A 17,002-nucleotide genomic window follows, 5' to 3' on the forward strand; every position below is an offset into this window, starting at 1 on the left:
AATATTCCATACCGGAAGGAAGGAACCCTTTTAGTTGACAAAACTAGTCACCAATAGCGTAAAGGTCTTAGATTTCGACAATGCCTGGCTCTAGTAAAAGTATGTACGTCTTTTTTGCAATTTACACATCCAATTTAAATTAATATAGAAAGTGAGAGCGCAATCATGCCGCCTTGTGTTTTCCCATCAAAAAAAGCTATCTCATCAACCGTTTTTAACGGAGAATAAGATAGCTTTCGTCTAAATTTACTTCATTCAGTAATCATTTCACCTATAAGTTGAGGACTTTTTACTGCTTGATCGGCAATGGTTATATGCTGTTGAATGATCGAAGTCGAACGTTCCACATTAGTAGAATTTGAATGGATAATAGCAAGCGGTTCACCCACTTGAACTTTATCTCCAATTTTCTTTTTCAGCACGATACCCACCGCTAAATCAATTTCGTCTTCTTTAGTGGCCCTACCCGCTCCGAGCAGCATTGCAGCTACACCTATATCATCCGCTTCCATCTGCGTTATGTAGCCAGCTGTAAGCGCAGGGACTTCGACTTTGAATGCTGCAACAGGCAATAAGGAGGGGTTGTGAATTATGGCGGCATTACCGCCTTGTGCTTTAATCAATTGACCAAATAATTCAAGTGCCGTACCATCTGCGATAACAGCTAAGAGCTTGTCGCGAGCCTCTTCAAGCGACTTCGCTTTTCCACCTGCCATGACCATTTTACTACCAAGTACGAGACAGAGCTCCGTTAAATCTTCAGGACCATTACCTTTTAATGTTTCAATTGCTTCAATAACCTCGAGCGAGTTTCCAATCGCAAAGCCAAGTGGCTGACTCATATCCGAAATAACCGCCATTGTATTTCTGCCGACTTGTCTGCCAATGGCAACCATTGACTTAGCCAGTGCTTTCGCATCAGCCTCCGTTTTCATGAACGCACCGTCACCCGTTTTGACATCCAAGACGATAGCATTTGCACCAGCTGCAATCTTTTTGCTCATAATTGAACTAGCGATAAGTGGGATGCTATTGACGGTTGCTGTGACGTCGCGCAGGGCGTACAATTTTTTATCTGCCGGTGTCAAATTACCACTTTGACCAATTACAGCAAGTTTTAAATCGTTTACTTGTTTCACAAATTGTTGTTCTGTCAATTCAATATGGAATCCCTCAATTGCTTCCAGTTTATCGAGTGTTCCACCTGTGTGACCAAGACCTCGTCCACTCATTTTCGCAACAGGGACGCCACATGCTGCGACGAGGGGGATTAGAACGAGACTAGTCGTATCCCCTACGCCGCCTGTCGAATGCTTATCGACTTTTATGCCTTCGATTGCTGACAAATCGATTTGGTCCCCTGATTCAACCATTGCCATCGTCAGGTATGCTTGTTCTTTTGCTGTCATACCTTTAAAATAGATTGCCATCAAAAAAGCGCTTGCCTGATAATCCGGTATGGAACCATTCGTATAATCCGTTATGAAAAAAGTGATTTCTTCTTTTGATAGTTCCTCGCCATCCCGTTTTTTTTCAATTATGTCAACCATTCTGAACATGAACGTCACCCCTTTTATTCTAATAGCGTTAAGAAACTTTTTCCGAATTCAGGTAACCTCACATTAAAGTTATCAGCGATTGTTGCGCCAATATCAGAAAATGTCTCATTTTGAGGAAGTGATCCACCTTGTTTGAGAGATGGAGAATAGATGAGTAACGGTACATATTCCCGAGTATGATCGGTTCCCTCGTGAACAGGGTCGTTCCCATGATCGGCAGTAATAATGAGCAAGTCATCCTTGCGGAGTGCGCTCATGATTTCTACAAGTCTAACGTCAAACTCTTCAAGGGCATTACCATATCCCAGTGGGTCTCTGCGATGCCCGAATAACGCATCAAAGTCAACAAGATTTGTAAAGCTTAGGCCATTGAAATCTTTACTCATGACCTCTAACAACTTGTCAACCCCATCCATATTACTTACTGTACGGACTGAATTTGAAATACCTTCACCATTGAAAATGTCAGCTATCTTTCCAACTGCAAGAACATCAAAACCATCATCTATGAGTTCATTCATTACCGTGCGGCCAAATGGTTTTAATGCGTAATCGTGACGGTTTGTCGTACGAGTGAAATCTCCTGGTTGTCCGATGAACGGTCGTGCAATAACACGGCCGACAAGGTATTTCGGCTCCAATGTCAACTCCCGTGCAATTTCACAAATCCGGTATTGTTCTTCAATCGGAATGATGTCTTCATGAGCAGCAATTTGCATTACAGGATCTGCTGATGTATAAACGATGATTGCACCTGTTTCCATATGCTCTTTTCCGAGTTCATCGATAATCGCGGTCCCACTTGCGGGTTTATTGCCAATTATTTTTCGACCTATCCGTTTTTCAAGTTCTTCAATCAGTTCAGATGGGAAACCATTCGGGTACACTTTAAATGGTTTGTTGATGTTAAGACCCATCATTTCCCAATGACCAGTCATCGTATCTTTCCCCACTGATGCTTCTTGCATTTTAGTGTAATATCCGCTGGGTTCATCTGTAACCGCGATACCTTTTATTTCACTAATATTAGATAAACCGAGTTTCCCCATATTCGGCATTGTTAGCCCGTTCATTGCGTCTCCAATATGACCTAATGTATTTGCACCTTCATCCCCGAATAGATGAGCGTCAGGTGATTCTCCTATACCGACAGAGTCAAGTACAATAAGATGTATGCGTTTGAATTGTTCGTTTCCCATTCCAAAATACCTCCTAGTAGTTTTAATTATGCTCTTGGATGAAATTTAACGTACACTTCCTTTAATCGAGAACGACTGACGTGTGTGTAAATTTGCGTAGTGGAAATGTCCACATGGCCAAGCATTTCCTGAACAGCCCGTAAGTCTGCTCCATTCTCTATCAGATGTGTAGCAAATGAATGGCGTAGGATGTGTGGGGTCAGTTCTTTTTGTATACCCGCCTTAAGTGCATGTGACTTTAATAGTTTCCAACACCCTTGCCTTGTCAGTCTTGTTCCGCGCATGTTGACAAACAATGCGACGGCGCCTTTTTGTTTTGCGATGAACACGGGACGCGCTTCTTCGATGTAGCGAAGACAGGATTTAATCGCCTCCCCACCTAAGGGGATAATACGTTCTTTTCCGCCTTTACCAAAAACCCGAACAAAGCCCATCGATAAATGAATGTCATCCATATTAAGACCGATTAGTTCGCTGACTCTCATTCCAGTACCATACAAAATTTCAAGTAATGCACGATCCCTAACGCCTTGTGGCTTGGCATGATTCGGTGTGTCAATGAGTCTGTCCACTTCCGGCATCGTTAACACGCGAGGTAATTTCTGTTCAAGCTTCGGCAGGTCAATATGGACGGTCGGGTCTCCAGTTGTCACCTTGTCACGCAACAGGAATCGATGTAAGGAACGGATGGACGATATATGTCTTGATACAGTACGGGCCGACTTACCACCTTCCCGCAAGTAGTTTATATGGTCAAGTATAGCTGACCGATCGATGGCGTCGATTGTTTCATAACCCATTTTTTCCATATGTCCGATATATTCATTGAGATCCCGTTCATACGATGCAACTGTATTGACCGAAAGCTGTCTTTCCACTTTTAAAAAGTGTATGTAATCTTCTAGTGCAAAACGAGCGTCCTTCATATGATGCGCACAGGGCAATAACCCCTGGAAAGTCTTTGTGATGAATACATACCCTTTCCCCCCTCCTGTTCAAGGATTCATATACATTTCGAACGACAAAAGGGACAGCACCATGCTATCCCTCGTTTCAAACCTCACCATCTTCAACGTCCGGTTTACAACGTTTGCATATACCGTGAAACGTTAGCCAATGGTCTTTAATCTTAAACTGAAAACGACTTTCGACGATTTTTTCAACATCGCCAAGTAAATCGTCTTGAATTTCATCTACAGTTCCACATTCGATACAAATAAGATGATGGTGGAAATGTGCGGCCCCTTCTTGGCGCAAATCATACCTGGATACACCATCTCCAAAATTGATTTTATCGACCACTTTAAGATCCGTTAGCAATTCCAACGTACGGTAAACTGTAGCAAGCCCGATTTCCGGTGCTTTTTCTTTAACTAGTAAAAATACATCTTCCGCACTTAGATGGTCTTCCTCGTGCTCAAGGAGGACCAAAACCGTCGCTTCACGCTGAGGCGTCAACTTGTAGCTGGCCCCGTGCAATTGTTTTTTTATCCGATCGATCCGGCTTTCCATACGACGCCCCCCTCAAACTGACTCCATTATATCAAATGGTCTTTCGGGATGACAACTTAAAGGAAATATAAGTGCGATGAAACAAACTCATAATCTACTTGAGGATGGAATAGTAGATGATCATCTCGACAGCAAGCACGATTGAAGACAATACAATAAGTACCGGCAACGCCCTTCGATTCCTCTTTTTATCCGTTGTTTTCCGCATAAAATACGGAGGTCTTAATATCACACAGTATAAAAGAAACAAAAAGCATGAAAGTAGTTGGAACGGAAACCACCAAACTGTATAATCGATCATTGTCGATCCCGAACTGAGCAAGTACGATGAAGATAAGCCGAAAAACACACTTTTGACAGCGCCAAGAAATAAGACAAGAAACCGCGTATACCGAAAAGATGTAAATGCATAGGCAACAATAAAAAAGAGAAACGTCGTCCCAATTGGTTTGATAAATCCAGTTTCATGTCCATGAATGACACGGCCATCATAGAAATTTATCAACTTTTCCATCGCAGTTGTTGGCATTTCCCGGAATAGCAGTGCACCACCAATATATCCGACTGCTAGAATGACGAATAAGTGAATGAATGATAAGGATCGGACCAAAGCCTGCACCTCCGCATAGTTTGTCCCGCATTAGCGGGCAGTAAGAACTTCACTGATTGAGAAGTTTCACTTTACATACTCTATGCTTGTCCGGTTCGATTTAGGTCAGCTATTCAAAAGATCTTTTGCATAGAGCACGGCAAATGCAGTTTTGGCATCAAAAATTTTACCAGTCGCAACGAGTTCTTCTGCTTCCTCGATTGTCGCTTCAATTAGTTCTATGAATTCATCTTCGTCACCGGCAGCCGGATTGTCGATTTTGTATAACCCTTGCGCCAAATAAAGATGGATCACTTCATTCGCGAATCCGGGCGAAGTCGCAAATGACTGGATATATGTAAATTTCTTCGCCCCAAAACCCGTCTCCTCTTCGAGCTCACGCACAGCCGTCACTTCAGGGGCTTCGCCAGGCTCCATTTTACCCGCCGGTATTTCAATTAATGACCGTTCAATCGCTTTCCTATATTGCTCGACAAGTACGAGTTTACCTTCAGAAGTAATCGCTAATATGGCAACTGCGCCCGGGTGCTTCACTAATTCACGTTTCGCATGATTGCCATCAGGGAGTTCCACATCTTCAATTCGTACTGTTATAATTTTCCCTTCATATATAGTCGTTCCTGATATCGTTTTTTCTTCATATTTGTCCAATTCGTTCGACTCCTTCTAATGGTGTTTATATACAATAAATTGTACCATATATAAAACAGGAGGTGCAGTGGATGAAGAAGAGAGAGTTAGGTAAAAGTGGCCTTTTCATTTCTGAACTTGGACTCGGATGCATGTCTTTGCCGGATGACTTAGGTGAAGCAAAAAACATTATCGACGCAGCGATCCATGCTGGGATGAATTATTTTGATACAGCTGATTTATATGACGGCGGGAAAAATGAAGAACTGGTCGGCTATGCATTAAAAGGAAGACGCGCTGACGTTATACTTGCAACAAAAGCGGGTAACAAAATGAACGAAGAGGGTACTGAATGGACGTGGGACCCTTCTAAAAAGCATATCGAAGAAGCTGTTAAGAAAAGTTTGACGCGGCTTGGAACAGATTATATCGATTTATATCAGTTACACGGTGGAACGATGGAAGATAATGTTGAAGAAACGATTGATGCATTCGACAGCCTAAAGAAAGAAGGACTCATTCGCCAATACGGCATTTCATCAATCAGGCCAACTGTCATTAAACGGTTCTTGGGTAGCAGTGCAGCTATTTCAGTTATGATGCAATATAGTCTGCTTGACCGAAGACCCGAAGAATGGTTTCCGATGATCCACGACGCAGGGGCGTCTGTTATTACAAGGGGAACGATAGCGAAAGGTTTTCTAACATCCATTGGTGTAACAAAGGCAGGTCAAGCAGATGGTTTTGCCGAATACAATGCTAACGAATTAAAAGAGACTGTCGCGCTGCTAGATGAACACTCAGCTGATTTGCACGCAGCAGCCATCGCTTTCGTTCTACGCGATAAAACAATTGCATCAGCCCTTGTCGGCGCCCGAACAACAGAACAGCTTCTCGATTCAATTATCGCCTATGAAAACCAACCGAAAAGTGCAGATGTCTATCTACTGGAAAGTAAAATAAAATCACATACTTACAAGGAGCATAGGCTATAATTGCCTGTGCTTTTTTTCTTGAAATAAAAACTGTAATCAAAATGTAATGGTTCGCAAAAAGAAACGAGGGTATTTATATTTATATGCAACACTAACAAAACAATCTATCGGAGGCGATTTAAATGAAAATGAAACTTACTGGAGAAAAGAAATGGTTAAAACTTGGAGCAGCAGCCATGTTATCGATTGGGATGTTAGCCGCATGCGGTGATGATGATGACGATACTAACGTAAATGTAGATAATCCCCCTGCTGATGTCGAAACAGATGATGGAACAGATTCGGATGTAAATGTTGATATTGATGAAAACTTAGACGATGAGGATGTCGATGATGGTACTGTTGAAGATAGTGACGAAGATAAATAAAGCTGTTTTACAGATTGAAAAAGCTAAAAGACCGGGAAGCTGTAAAAGCAACCCGGTCTTTTCCTACTTGATGTTTGAAGTTAAATGAACATCCCTGCAATAGCAGCACTCAACAAGGACGCTAGCGCACCTGCTGCAACTGCCCGAATGCCTAGCCTTGCAATATCAGAACGACGACTAGGAGCCAATGCACCCAATCCACCCAGAAGGATTGCTAAAGAACTTAAATTCGCAAAGCCACAAAGCGCAAAACTAACAACGATAACTGTCTTCGGTAACAGGTTTGGAATTTCCGGAGCAAATGCTGCATACGCAACAAATTCATTCAAGACAAGCTTTTGTCCAATGTAACTCCCTGCCGTCACAGCTTCAGACCATGGCACACCGATTGCGAATGCAAGCGGAGAAAACAGAACACCAAGTATTCCTTCAATCGTTAAAGATTCGAAACCAATCCAATCCCCAACTCCACCTAGCATTCCATTGACAAGTGCAATAAGTGCAATGAAAGCAAGCAACATAGCACCGACATTCAACGCCAACTGCAAACCGTCCCCTGCTCCACGCGCTGCTGCATCGATAACATTCGTTGACTCTTGATCCTTTTCCATTTCAAATTCGGCGATTGCTGATTGTTCTGTTTCCGGTATGAACATTTTCGCCATGATTAGACCTGCAGGTGCAGCCATGAAACTTGCAGCGATCAAGTATTCAAGCGGAACACCTAATAATGCATACCCCGCAAGAACGGAACCTGCAACAGAAGCCAGCCCGCCAGTCATGACGGCGAACAGCTCAGATTTTGTCATGTTAGCTAAAAATGGACGAATGACAAGTGGCGCTTCTGTCTGTCCTACAAAGATGTTCGCTGCTGCGGATACTGATTCAGCCTTACTCGTTCCTAACAACTTCGACAATGCTCCGCCAATGAGTGTTATAACCCGTTGCATAATCCCTAGATAATACAATACAGATATTAATGAGGAGAAGAAAATAATAATCGTCAACACTTGAAATGCAAATACAAAACCAAAGCCTTCAACGTCCGCAGCAGGACCAAAAACAAACCCAATTCCCTCTCCTGCATAGTCAATTACATTTTGTACTTTCCCGGAGAACCATATTAAGCCTGCTCTTCCCGCCTCCCACTTTAACACGATAAATGCAAACGTTATTTGAATTGCCAGTCCAACAAAAATCGTTCTGAAATTAATGGATTTCTTACCATTGGAAAAAAGAAAAGCAATGCTTAATACGACAACGATACCAAAAAGTCCCCATACTATATTCACGCAAAACACCTCATTAATGGATTCTGTCCATTAGTACTTTTTCAGTAAAACTTCAAACTAATTGTTTTACTTGTTAATACGTCATAATGAGTAGTGTTCCTTTTGAATCCATATCTATCCGTCTTTTTAAAGAAGAAAAACTTTTTAATGTGATATGGGATGACACCGGAAACTATTCGAAGTGTTGCTTATCTTTCCCATGAAAATGGCATAAATGAATAAAACCCTCAATGCGTAAATTACGCATTGAGGGTTTTATAGGGTTAAGCCTCTTGTTCGGTTAGCTGAACAGCTTTTTCAGCTCTTTTCTTCTTTGAAGGAAGCATATTGAAAATGATATTCAATGAAATGGCTGTTAAGCTACCTGCGACAATACCGTTACTGGTCAATACTTGAAAACCATCAGGTAACTGTGCGAATAAATCCGGGACAACGGAAACACCAAGACCTAAACCGATTGAACAGGCGATTATCATTGCATTTTCCTGCGAGTCGGCAATAACTTTGCTAAGCATTTTTATGCCTTGTGAAGCAACCATACCAAACATCGCTACCATGGCGCCGCCCAAAACAGCAGGCGGAACAACGGTTGCAATTGCTGCAATTTTAGGCATGAAACCAAGTGAGATAAGCATTGCAGCTGTAATGAAAATAATCTTACGTGATTTAACACCCGACATTTGAATCAATCCGACGTTCTGCGAAAATGTCGTGTACGGAAAAGCGTTGAAAATTCCGCCGATGAATGAGGCCAACCCTTCAGCCCGATAGCCTTTTTCAAGATCTTTTTGATCTATATCTTTATCACAAATATCCCCAAGGGCAAAATATACGCCCGTCGACTCAACAAGCGAAACCATGGCAACTAACGTCATCGTCAAGATAGGTATCCAGTGAAAAGTCGGAAAGCCGATGAAAAACGGCTGAACCATATGGAACATTGCCGCATCACTTACGGCATCAAAATTTACAACTCCCAACATGATTGCCGCTACTGTACCAATAACTAGCCCTAGTAAAATAGAAATCGCACGTAGAAATCCTTCTGTAAATCGAAACATAAGAATGATAAAGAATAGCGTCCCAAAAGAAAGCGCTAAATTCGTCATCGATCCGAAATCAGATGCACCTTGTCCTCCGCCCATATTCTGAATAGCGACAGGGATTAGCGTAATACCAATAATCGTAACGACAGAACCCGTGACAACCGGAGGAAAAAACTTAACAAGTTTACCAAAGTATCGACTGATAATAATAATGATTAAACCTGAAGCTATGATTGAACCATAAATTGCAGAGATTCCGTAATCAGCTCCAATTGAAATCATCGGACCGACAGCAGTAAACGTACAGCCTAAAACAACCGGTAAGCCAATTCCGAAAAACCGATTAGACATAATTTGTAAAAGTGTTGCAATACCACACATCAAAATATCAACAGATACCAAGTACGTCAACTGATTCGAACTCAGCCCAATTGCTTGCCCCACGATAAGCGGTACCATGACTGCTCCTGCATACATGGCAAGCAAATGTTGAAAGCCTAATAGTGTCGATTTCATCTGTCAGAACCCTCGCCGACAAATGTCACTTCACCATTCTCAAGAGAAGCTATTTCTGCCAAAGATTCTAGCCGGATACCCCGTTCACGAATCATTTTCCCACCTGGTTGAAAACCTTTTTCAATAACAATTCCAACGCCCGCCAATTTTGAACCGGCTTGTTCAACAATATCCAGAAGCCCAAGAACGGCTTGTCCATTCGCTAGGAAGTCATCAATGATTAAAACAGTGTCCTCGTTTGTGATAAAGTCTTTTGAAACAGAAATATCATTTGTTTCATTTTTTGTATATGAATACACGCTCGCTGTATAGAGGTGGTCAATGAGCGTTAACGATTTGCGTTTACGTGCAAAAACTGCCGGTACGCCTAATACAAGCCCCGTCATCATTGCAGGGGCGATACCTGAAGATTCCAATGTAAGGATTTTTGTTATTCCTGCATCTTTAAATCTTGCTGCGTATTCCTCACCGATTGCTTGCATAAGGGCTGGATCAATTTGATGGTTCAAAAATGAATCCACTTTCAATACGTTTTCTGATAACACTTTACCATCTACTCTTATTTTATCTTGTAACATCTTCAAAATGCTATTCCCCCTTATCGTTTTCACGATCAAGAACCAAAAAAATAAGCTCAAATGACCGTGCATCCCTTCATACAATGAGTGGAGCAATGTCATCCGAACTTAGTTGTCGAATGGAAAAGAAAAGAAAGCACGCTTGTCTTAACAGCATGAGTCTCTCAATTCGTTGCTTCTCATAGTCGATTTGTTTACGGCAAATCGGTAGAAACTTGCAGGCCTTATCCCCGCTATTATATGAGTGAATGTTATTGGATTGCTTTTAGTATAGCACGGTAAAACAGGTTTTCAATGCAATATAAATAAAAAAAGGATTCCTATAATTCACGAAAAAACAAATAAGAAATTAAGAGTTCCAACAGATGTAGATTATTATCCTCACCCTTGTGTTATTCTTGAATAATATTAACATTCAGTCCATTAATACGATTAGTGAGGGGATTATTTTGTCTAAAAAAAAAGCAATACATACAACTAAACGATTAAATCTTGGGCGCAAGACTTGGATTCTTCTCATCGGCATCATCTTGATGGCCTCCACGCTTAGGGCGCCGTTAACTTCAGTTGGACCACTAATTTCACCCATACGTGAAGGTTTAGCCATTTCAAATGGCTTGGCTGGATTCATCACAACAATTCCTTTACTTGCCTTTGCTATCCTTTCACCTTTTGCACCAAGAATTGCACGTACATTTGGAATGGAACGTACATTATTTGGCGCCTTATTGTTGTTAACGGCTGGTATTATTATACGTTCAATCGGGAACGCTCCAACTTTGCTTATCGGAACATTTCTATTAGGATTAGCCATTGCATTCGGAAATGTTTTATTGCCAAGTTTAGTGAAGTTAAATTTCCCACTGCAAATTGGACTTATGACAGGCATTTACACCGTTTCAATGAATTTGTCTGCTTCAATTGCTGCAGGAATCAGTGTTCCATTAAATTATGCGACAAATTTAGGTTGGACTTTTTCATTAGGTATATGGTCATTATTGGCTGTCATTGCACTGCTTGCTTGGAGTCCACAACTAAAGAATAGAACGGGCATCTCGACAAATTTAAACCCGACAACGAAAAACTCGCAATCATTTTCATTAATTCGTTCTCCGTTGGTATGGAGTATCACGTTCTTCATGGGACTGCAATCGTTGATTTTTTATACGACAGCGGCATGGGTTCCAGAAGTATTAACGTCACAAGGCCTAAATGCAAATAAATCCGGCTGGATGCTATCCCTTTTGCAAATTTCTCAAATACCGGTAACATTCATCGTGCCTATTCTTGCTGATAAAGTGAAAGACCAACGGACTATCGTCATTAGTATTGCAAGTTTTTATCTACTGGGTTTCACTGGGATCTTATTCGGAAATCCCTCTCTTGCACCTTTATGGATGATTTTGATTGGCGTAGCGGGCGGCGGTAGTTTTGGACTTGCGATGATGTTTTTCACATTGAGGACGCGTACACCGCACGAGGCAGCAAAGCTTTCCGGTTTTGCACAATCAGTTGGGTATACGTTTGCCGCAATCGGACCCGTCCTATTTGGTTTACTTCATGACTACACGTCTGGTTGGACAATGTCCATGCTAATTCTTTTCGCATCCGCCTTCTTACTTTTCATATTCGGAATGAAGGCGGGGAAAGATGAATTCGTCTTTCCCGTTGTCAATAATCCGTCCCTGTAGAAGAAAAGCTTCTGAACCTATAATGGTCAGAAGCTTTTCCTTTCTTAAAAGTTCATATAGTCATTTCCAACACAATCGGACAATGATCGCTGCCTAGTACGTGCGGATGGATCGCCGCATCTTTTAATAACGATTCGAGGCTATTGGATGTGATGAAATAATCTATTCGCCATCCTATATTACGTTCTCTTACTTTATTCATATAGGACCACCATGTGTAGACTTCTTCCTGATTCGGATAAAAACGACGGTATGTATCTGTGAATCCATCCGCTAATAATGCAGTCATCTTCCCACGTTCTTCCACTGTGAATCCAGAATTGCCCTTATTTGATTTCGCATTGCGAACATCAATATCCAAGTGGGCAACGTTAAGATCACCACACAGGATAACGGGCTTCGATTCATTCAAAACGTTCAAATAATCCCGCATTTCATCCTCCCACTTCAAACGATAGGCTAAACGAGTCAAATCCCGTTTCGAATTCGGTGTGTAAACGTTCACCAAATAAAATGTGGGATATTCTAGCGTCAGAATTCGACCCTCATCTTCAGTATCCACATCACCTACTCCATACTTTACAGATAAAGGTTCTTCTTTTGTGAAAACCGCAGTACCGGAGTAACCCTTTTTCAATGCATAATTCCAGTATTGATGGTAACCCTCGAGTAATAAATCAATTTGCCCCGCTTGCAGTTTTGTTTCCTGCACACAGAATATATCCGCATCCACTTCTTCAAAATAATCCAGGAAGCCTTTTTTTACACACGCCCGTAGGCCATTGACATTCCACGAAATTAATTTCATCCTCTTTTCACTCCTTATACAATGTGGGGCTATGAGCACCCTCCATGAGTTTTACTGCCGCCTTACTCAATAGTAGCAAAGATTCCTTACATTTAGACACGACTACTTTATATTACCTTTCTAGCCCTATTATAATCTTTTTATTTCGATAGTTGAAATGAAATTGATTTGGGTGATAGGCTATAAAATGCACATATTATTTTTTCGGAGGCGACATCTTGGAACAACAACAATTATCAAGAAAAATTAAGTTTTCACGCAATACTTGGATTCTTATTATCGGTATCGTTTTCATCGCCTCTACACTCCGATCGCCTTTGACATCGGTTGGCCCCGTTATATCTTCCATTATTGAAGGGCTTTCTATATCTAACGTACTTGCAGGCTTTCTGACGACGATTCCACTTCTAGCATTCGCTATCATTTCACCATTCGCTCCAAAGCTTGCCCGTCGGTTCGGATTGGAACTAACGTTATTTGCTTCTCTCATTTTATTGGCAGCAGGAATTGTCATCCGTTCACTTGGAACGATTCCATTTCTATTGACCGGGACATTCTTACTAGGACTTGCAATCGCCTTTGGAAATGTTCTGTTACCTAGCTTGATTAAACTAAACTTCCCACTACATATCGGATTGTTGACGGGTATGTATTCGGTTTCCATGAACCTTTCGGCAGCAATTGCAGCCGGGATCAGTGTTCCGATTGCCAATGGCACATCTTTCGGATGGGCGGGTGCTTTGGGTATTTGGGTTATTTTAACCATAGTTGCACTTATTATTTGGATTCCACAAATAAAGACGAAGAATAAAGAGGCCACCGTTCTTTCTAAAAGTACTGGTGGGAAAGAAAAATCACTTTCTTTATGGCGTTCACCACTCGCTTGGAGTGTCACATTCTTCATGGGTTTACAATCACTTATTTTTTATACAACATCTGCATGGGTACCTGAAGTGTTGAAATCTCAAGGTCTAAGTGGTGATACGGCAGGTTGGATGGTATCGCTTGTTCAATTCGCCCAATTACCAATGACATTCATCATTCCAATTCTTGCTGGAAAATCGAAAGACCAACGAAAATTCGTAGTCGTAGCTGCAGTATTGTTTTTGGTAGGTTATGGCGGCATCTTTTTGGGAGGAAATTCCCTGGTCCCATTGTGGATGATCTTGATAGGAGTCGCAAGTGGATCTGCATTCGGTCTTTCCATGATGTTTTTCTCGTTGCGTACGAGGACGCCTCATGAAGCGGCTGAGTTATCCGGGATGGCTCAATCTTTCGGCTATACACTTGCTGCCATCGGTCCCGTGTTATTCGGTTTACTACATGATTTCACGTCAGGATGGACGCTTCCATTGATCATCTTCCTTATTTCAGCTGTTTTACTATTTATCGCGGGAATGAAGGCAGGTAAAAACGAGTTTGTTGTTCCTGAAGAATCTTGATGAAAGTAAAAGGACACTATTCGTTAAATTGAATAGTGTCTTTTTGATTGCCTATCTATTTTGTATTATTCAACGATAGCCCCTGCAATTTTATATAGTTCCAAATTAATATCAACCTGTTCTTCAAGCGCTAATTTTGCAAGTTGACTGCCAAGAAAAGGACCTACAGTCAACCCTGAGGCGCCTAACCCATTCGCCAATAAAAGATTATCGAATCCTGGCACCTTACCTATTATCGGAAGAAATCCCGGCGTGAACGGTCTGAAGCCGACACGCGTTTCAACGAACTCCGCTTCAGCGAGTCCTGGTGCTACAGCGAGCGCCTTGTCGAGTATTTCGTGCAGGCCGCCTGCCGTTACATTCAGATTGAATTCTTTATCATCCTCATGTGTTGCACCGACGACAATCCGACCATCATCAAAAGCAAGAATATACTGATCTGCTGGCGGCATAACGACAGGCCACTTATGAGTTTGCGAATTCTCAAGCTGGAGATGGACAATTTGCGCCTTCTGCCCACTTATTTTCAAGTGAATCCCAGCTGGTGCAAGCAACTCTGCCGCCCATGCACCAGCTGTGAGTATGACCCTATCTGCTGCATAAAGCTCGTCCCCCACTTTAACACCGGTTACTTCTTGGTCCGTAAATACGAGGCTGGCATTTCCATATATAAATGTCGCACCATGCTTTCCTGCTGCATTTACAAGAGACTGACGCAAGTCTCTCCCATTTACACGAGCCGCACCGCTAATGTGAACGGAAGCATAATCTGAAGCTAACGGAGGGAACAATTTTGCAGTTTCGATTGGATCTAATGTATGGACTGATCCAATTTCAGGTGCGTCTTCACACCTTTTAACAGCGCGCTCTTCCATTTTTCGAAGTTTTTCAATGTCTGTGTGTAAACTGATAGCTCCTACTTGTGCATACCCTGTATTCGTTTCACCATCCGCTTCAAGTTGACGGATGAGTGACCCATAATATGCCGCACCGCTTTTCGCAAGGCTATACCATGCTTTGTTCCGTCTTTGCGACAACCATGGGCAAATGATACCAGCTGCCGCATCCGTCGCTCTACCTGGTTCCTGACGATCGATTACCGTTACACCGGCCCCCGCTTTTGCAAGATGATATGCTGTCGATGCACCTAAGATTCCTGCACCAATAATTATGTATTGTTTCACACGAACACCTTCCTCTAAATAGTTTTCCTTTTTCCATTTTACACAGGTATATTCGAACATGCCCTGCATTTGGTTTTCTAAAGAGTTAAAATTGTTCTTTCATTTTTCCTGAAAAGTTATATAATAAGTCTATTCCAACTTTTAGAGATTTTTATCACATAAGATGAAGGGTAGCGATGACAATGACAACTTTACCAATCCAAGTACAATTAACAGAAACAAAGAAACCAAAACCTGATTCAGAGACATTAGAATTTGGAAGAGTTTTTACAGACCATATGTTTATAGCTGATTACACTGAAGGACAAGGATGGCATGATCATCGAATCGTACCTTATGCCCCCCTTTCATTAGACCCGGCATCCATCATTTTCCACTACGGCCAAACTGTCTTTGAGGGATTAAAAGCTTATTCCTCTGAAGATGGCGTTATACGTCTATTCCGCCCAGAAGAAAATATGAAACGTATGAACCTTTCCAGTGATCGTCTTTGCATGCCGCAGATTGATGAAGAATTAGCATTGAGCGGTTTATTGCAGCTGATTGAAATTGATAAGGACTGGATTCCAAATGCAGAAGGGACATCCCTTTACATCCGGCCATTCATCATTTCAACAGAAAAGTTCCTAGGCGTCGCTCCCTCAAGAAGTTACAGATTCATGATTATCCTATCACCGGTAGGATCTTATTATAAAGAGGGTATCCATCCTATTAAAATTAAGGTGGAAAGCGATTACGTTCGTGCAGTTTCAGGCGGAACAGGTACTGCGAAAACAGCAGGAAATTACGCATCTGCTTTAAAAGCCCAACAAGTGGCCGATGCACAAGGATATTCACAAGTACTATGGTTGGATGGAGTCGAACGGAAATACGTCGAAGAAGTAGGAAGTATGAATATCTTCTTTAAAATTAACGGCGAAATCATTACGCCAGCCGTCAATGGAAGTATTTTGGAAGGAATCACAAGAAAATCGATTCTTGAATTATTACGTCACTGGGAATTCCCTGTAACTGAACGAAAAGTTTCCATGGACGAAATCAGCAGCGCCTATGAAAACGGCCAATTAGAAGAAATTTTTGGCACAGGAACAGCGGCGGTTATTTCTCCGGTTGGAGAGCTTAACTGGAAAGGTGAAAAGATGGTTGTTAATAACATGGAAATTGGCGCATTGTCCAAAAAAATCTATGACACATTAACAGGCATTCAGACTGGAAAAGTGAAAGATCCATTTGACTGGGTTATCGAATTAAATCAAAACTTGGTTAAACAACTATAAAATCCTTAGAAATAAGAAAAGACAGGGCCAGGATAAAGCTGGAACTGTCTTTTTTAGTTGGACATTTTTGTTGATATGGCATATTCAACTTCTATGTTTAAGAACAGATTCCTTGTACTCTGTTCATTAAGATGTCCAGTTCTTGGCTGCATTCCACTACGCTCGGATGCGTAAAACCGAAATGCCCCGCTTTCTTATACATAATTATCCTTTTTATCTTAATCCTAAACAACAATACTTTCTTACTGCACACTTTATTCATTACTACTCCTCCGTAAAGTATATTACGCTTCAG

The 17,002-nt window shown here is 41.6% G+C and carries 17 protein-coding genes and 1 riboswitch; of the genes, 5 read left to right on the top strand and 12 right to left on the bottom strand.

Annotated features, from left to right (window positions below):
• Nucleotides 1–251: 251 nt before the first annotated feature.
• The 6 genes from FILTAD_RS10405 to FILTAD_RS10430 form a co-directional block, all read right to left on the bottom strand.
• Entirely contained in the window at nt 252–1,559 is a 1,308-nt protein-coding gene (locus FILTAD_RS10405) for a pyrimidine-nucleoside phosphorylase (RefSeq protein ID WP_124070709.1), read from the bottom strand.
• 14 nt (nt 1,560–1,573) lie between these two features.
• A complete protein-coding gene (gene deoB / locus FILTAD_RS10410) occupies nt 1,574–2,758 on the bottom strand; it encodes a phosphopentomutase (RefSeq protein WP_124070710.1) in 1,185 nt (394 codons plus the stop codon).
• A gap of 26 nt (nt 2,759–2,784) precedes the next feature.
• Complete coding sequence (xerD, locus tag FILTAD_RS10415; protein WP_124070711.1) at nt 2,785–3,684, bottom strand: site-specific tyrosine recombinase XerD; 900 nt, start codon at nt 3,682–3,684, stop codon at nt 2,785–2,787.
• A 127-nt stretch (nt 3,685–3,811) separates the two neighbouring features.
• Nucleotides 3,812–4,270: a ferric iron uptake transcriptional regulator gene (gene fur, locus FILTAD_RS10420; protein WP_124070712.1), complete on the bottom strand. Its 459-nt coding sequence runs from the start codon at nt 4,268–4,270 to the stop codon at nt 3,812–3,814.
• A gap of 94 nt (nt 4,271–4,364) precedes the next feature.
• A complete protein-coding gene (locus FILTAD_RS10425; protein ID WP_124070713.1) occupies nt 4,365–4,880 on the bottom strand; it encodes a hypothetical protein in 516 nt (171 codons plus the stop codon).
• Between the two features lie 105 nt (nt 4,881–4,985).
• Nucleotides 4,986–5,531: an NUDIX hydrolase gene (locus tag FILTAD_RS10430; RefSeq protein WP_124070714.1), complete on the bottom strand. Its 546-nt coding sequence runs from the start codon at nt 5,529–5,531 to the stop codon at nt 4,986–4,988.
• A 71-nt stretch (nt 5,532–5,602) separates the two neighbouring features.
• Between FILTAD_RS10430 and FILTAD_RS10435 the strand changes: the two genes are divergently transcribed.
• On the top strand, nt 5,603–6,505 hold the full coding sequence (locus FILTAD_RS10435; protein ID WP_124070715.1) for an aldo/keto reductase: 903 nt from the start codon (nt 5,603–5,605) through the stop codon (nt 6,503–6,505).
• Nucleotides 6,506–6,627: 122 nt separating this feature from the next.
• A complete protein-coding gene (locus tag FILTAD_RS10440; protein ID WP_124070716.1) occupies nt 6,628–6,873 on the top strand; it encodes a DNA primase in 246 nt (81 codons plus the stop codon).
• Between the two features lie 80 nt (nt 6,874–6,953).
• On the opposite strand, the gene FILTAD_RS10445 is transcribed toward FILTAD_RS10440, so the two are convergent.
• From FILTAD_RS10445 to FILTAD_RS10455, 3 genes are all read right to left on the bottom strand, one after another.
• Nucleotides 6,954–8,165 (bottom strand): NupC/NupG family nucleoside CNT transporter, encoded by a 1,212-nt coding sequence (locus tag FILTAD_RS10445; RefSeq protein WP_124070717.1) that lies wholly within the window; start codon nt 8,163–8,165, stop codon nt 6,954–6,956.
• 263 nt (nt 8,166–8,428) lie between these two features.
• Nucleotides 8,429–9,727: a nucleobase:cation symporter-2 family protein gene (locus FILTAD_RS10450; RefSeq protein WP_124070718.1), complete on the bottom strand. Its 1,299-nt coding sequence runs from the start codon at nt 9,725–9,727 to the stop codon at nt 8,429–8,431.
• Nucleotides 9,724–10,311 (bottom strand): xanthine phosphoribosyltransferase, encoded by a 588-nt coding sequence (locus tag FILTAD_RS10455; protein WP_124070719.1) that lies wholly within the window; start codon nt 10,309–10,311, stop codon nt 9,724–9,726. The genes FILTAD_RS10450 and FILTAD_RS10455 overlap by 4 nt, the downstream gene beginning before the upstream one ends.
• A gap of 156 nt (nt 10,312–10,467) precedes the next feature.
• A riboswitch (purine riboswitch) is annotated at nt 10,468–10,569 on the bottom strand.
• Nucleotides 10,570–10,754: 185 nt separating this feature from the next.
• On the opposite strand from FILTAD_RS10455, the gene FILTAD_RS10460 reads away from it, so the two are divergent.
• Nucleotides 10,755–11,996: a CynX/NimT family MFS transporter gene (locus tag FILTAD_RS10460; RefSeq protein WP_238988224.1), complete on the top strand. Its 1,242-nt coding sequence runs from the start codon at nt 10,755–10,757 to the stop codon at nt 11,994–11,996.
• A gap of 52 nt (nt 11,997–12,048) precedes the next feature.
• Here FILTAD_RS10460 and FILTAD_RS10465 read toward each other — a convergent pair whose 3' ends face one another.
• Nucleotides 12,049–12,804 carry an exodeoxyribonuclease III gene (locus FILTAD_RS10465; protein WP_124070720.1) on the bottom strand — a complete coding sequence of 252 codons (756 nt, stop codon included), beginning with the start codon at nt 12,802–12,804 and terminating at the stop codon, nt 12,049–12,051.
• 218 nt (nt 12,805–13,022) lie between these two features.
• Between FILTAD_RS10465 and FILTAD_RS10470 the strand changes: the two genes are divergently transcribed.
• Nucleotides 13,023–14,246: a CynX/NimT family MFS transporter gene (locus tag FILTAD_RS10470; protein ID WP_238988225.1), complete on the top strand. Its 1,224-nt coding sequence runs from the start codon at nt 13,023–13,025 to the stop codon at nt 14,244–14,246.
• A gap of 65 nt (nt 14,247–14,311) precedes the next feature.
• On the opposite strand, the gene FILTAD_RS10475 is transcribed toward FILTAD_RS10470, so the two are convergent.
• A complete protein-coding gene (locus FILTAD_RS10475; RefSeq protein WP_124070722.1) occupies nt 14,312–15,430 on the bottom strand; it encodes an NAD(P)/FAD-dependent oxidoreductase in 1,119 nt (372 codons plus the stop codon).
• A gap of 182 nt (nt 15,431–15,612) precedes the next feature.
• Here FILTAD_RS10475 and FILTAD_RS10480 point away from each other — a divergent pair, with 182 nt between their 5' ends.
• Entirely contained in the window at nt 15,613–16,707 is a 1,095-nt protein-coding gene (locus FILTAD_RS10480; protein WP_124070723.1) for a branched-chain amino acid aminotransferase, read from the top strand.
• A gap of 97 nt (nt 16,708–16,804) precedes the next feature.
• Here FILTAD_RS10480 and FILTAD_RS10485 read toward each other — a convergent pair whose 3' ends face one another.
• Nucleotides 16,805–16,969: an aspartyl-phosphate phosphatase Spo0E family protein gene (locus FILTAD_RS10485; RefSeq protein ID WP_124070724.1), complete on the bottom strand. Its 165-nt coding sequence runs from the start codon at nt 16,967–16,969 to the stop codon at nt 16,805–16,807.
• Nucleotides 16,970–17,002 lie beyond the last annotated feature (33 nt).

It is taken from the genome of Filibacter tadaridae, from assembly GCF_900609045.1.
Lineage (GTDB): Bacteria > Bacillota > Bacilli > Bacillales_A > Planococcaceae > Sporosarcina > Sporosarcina tadaridae.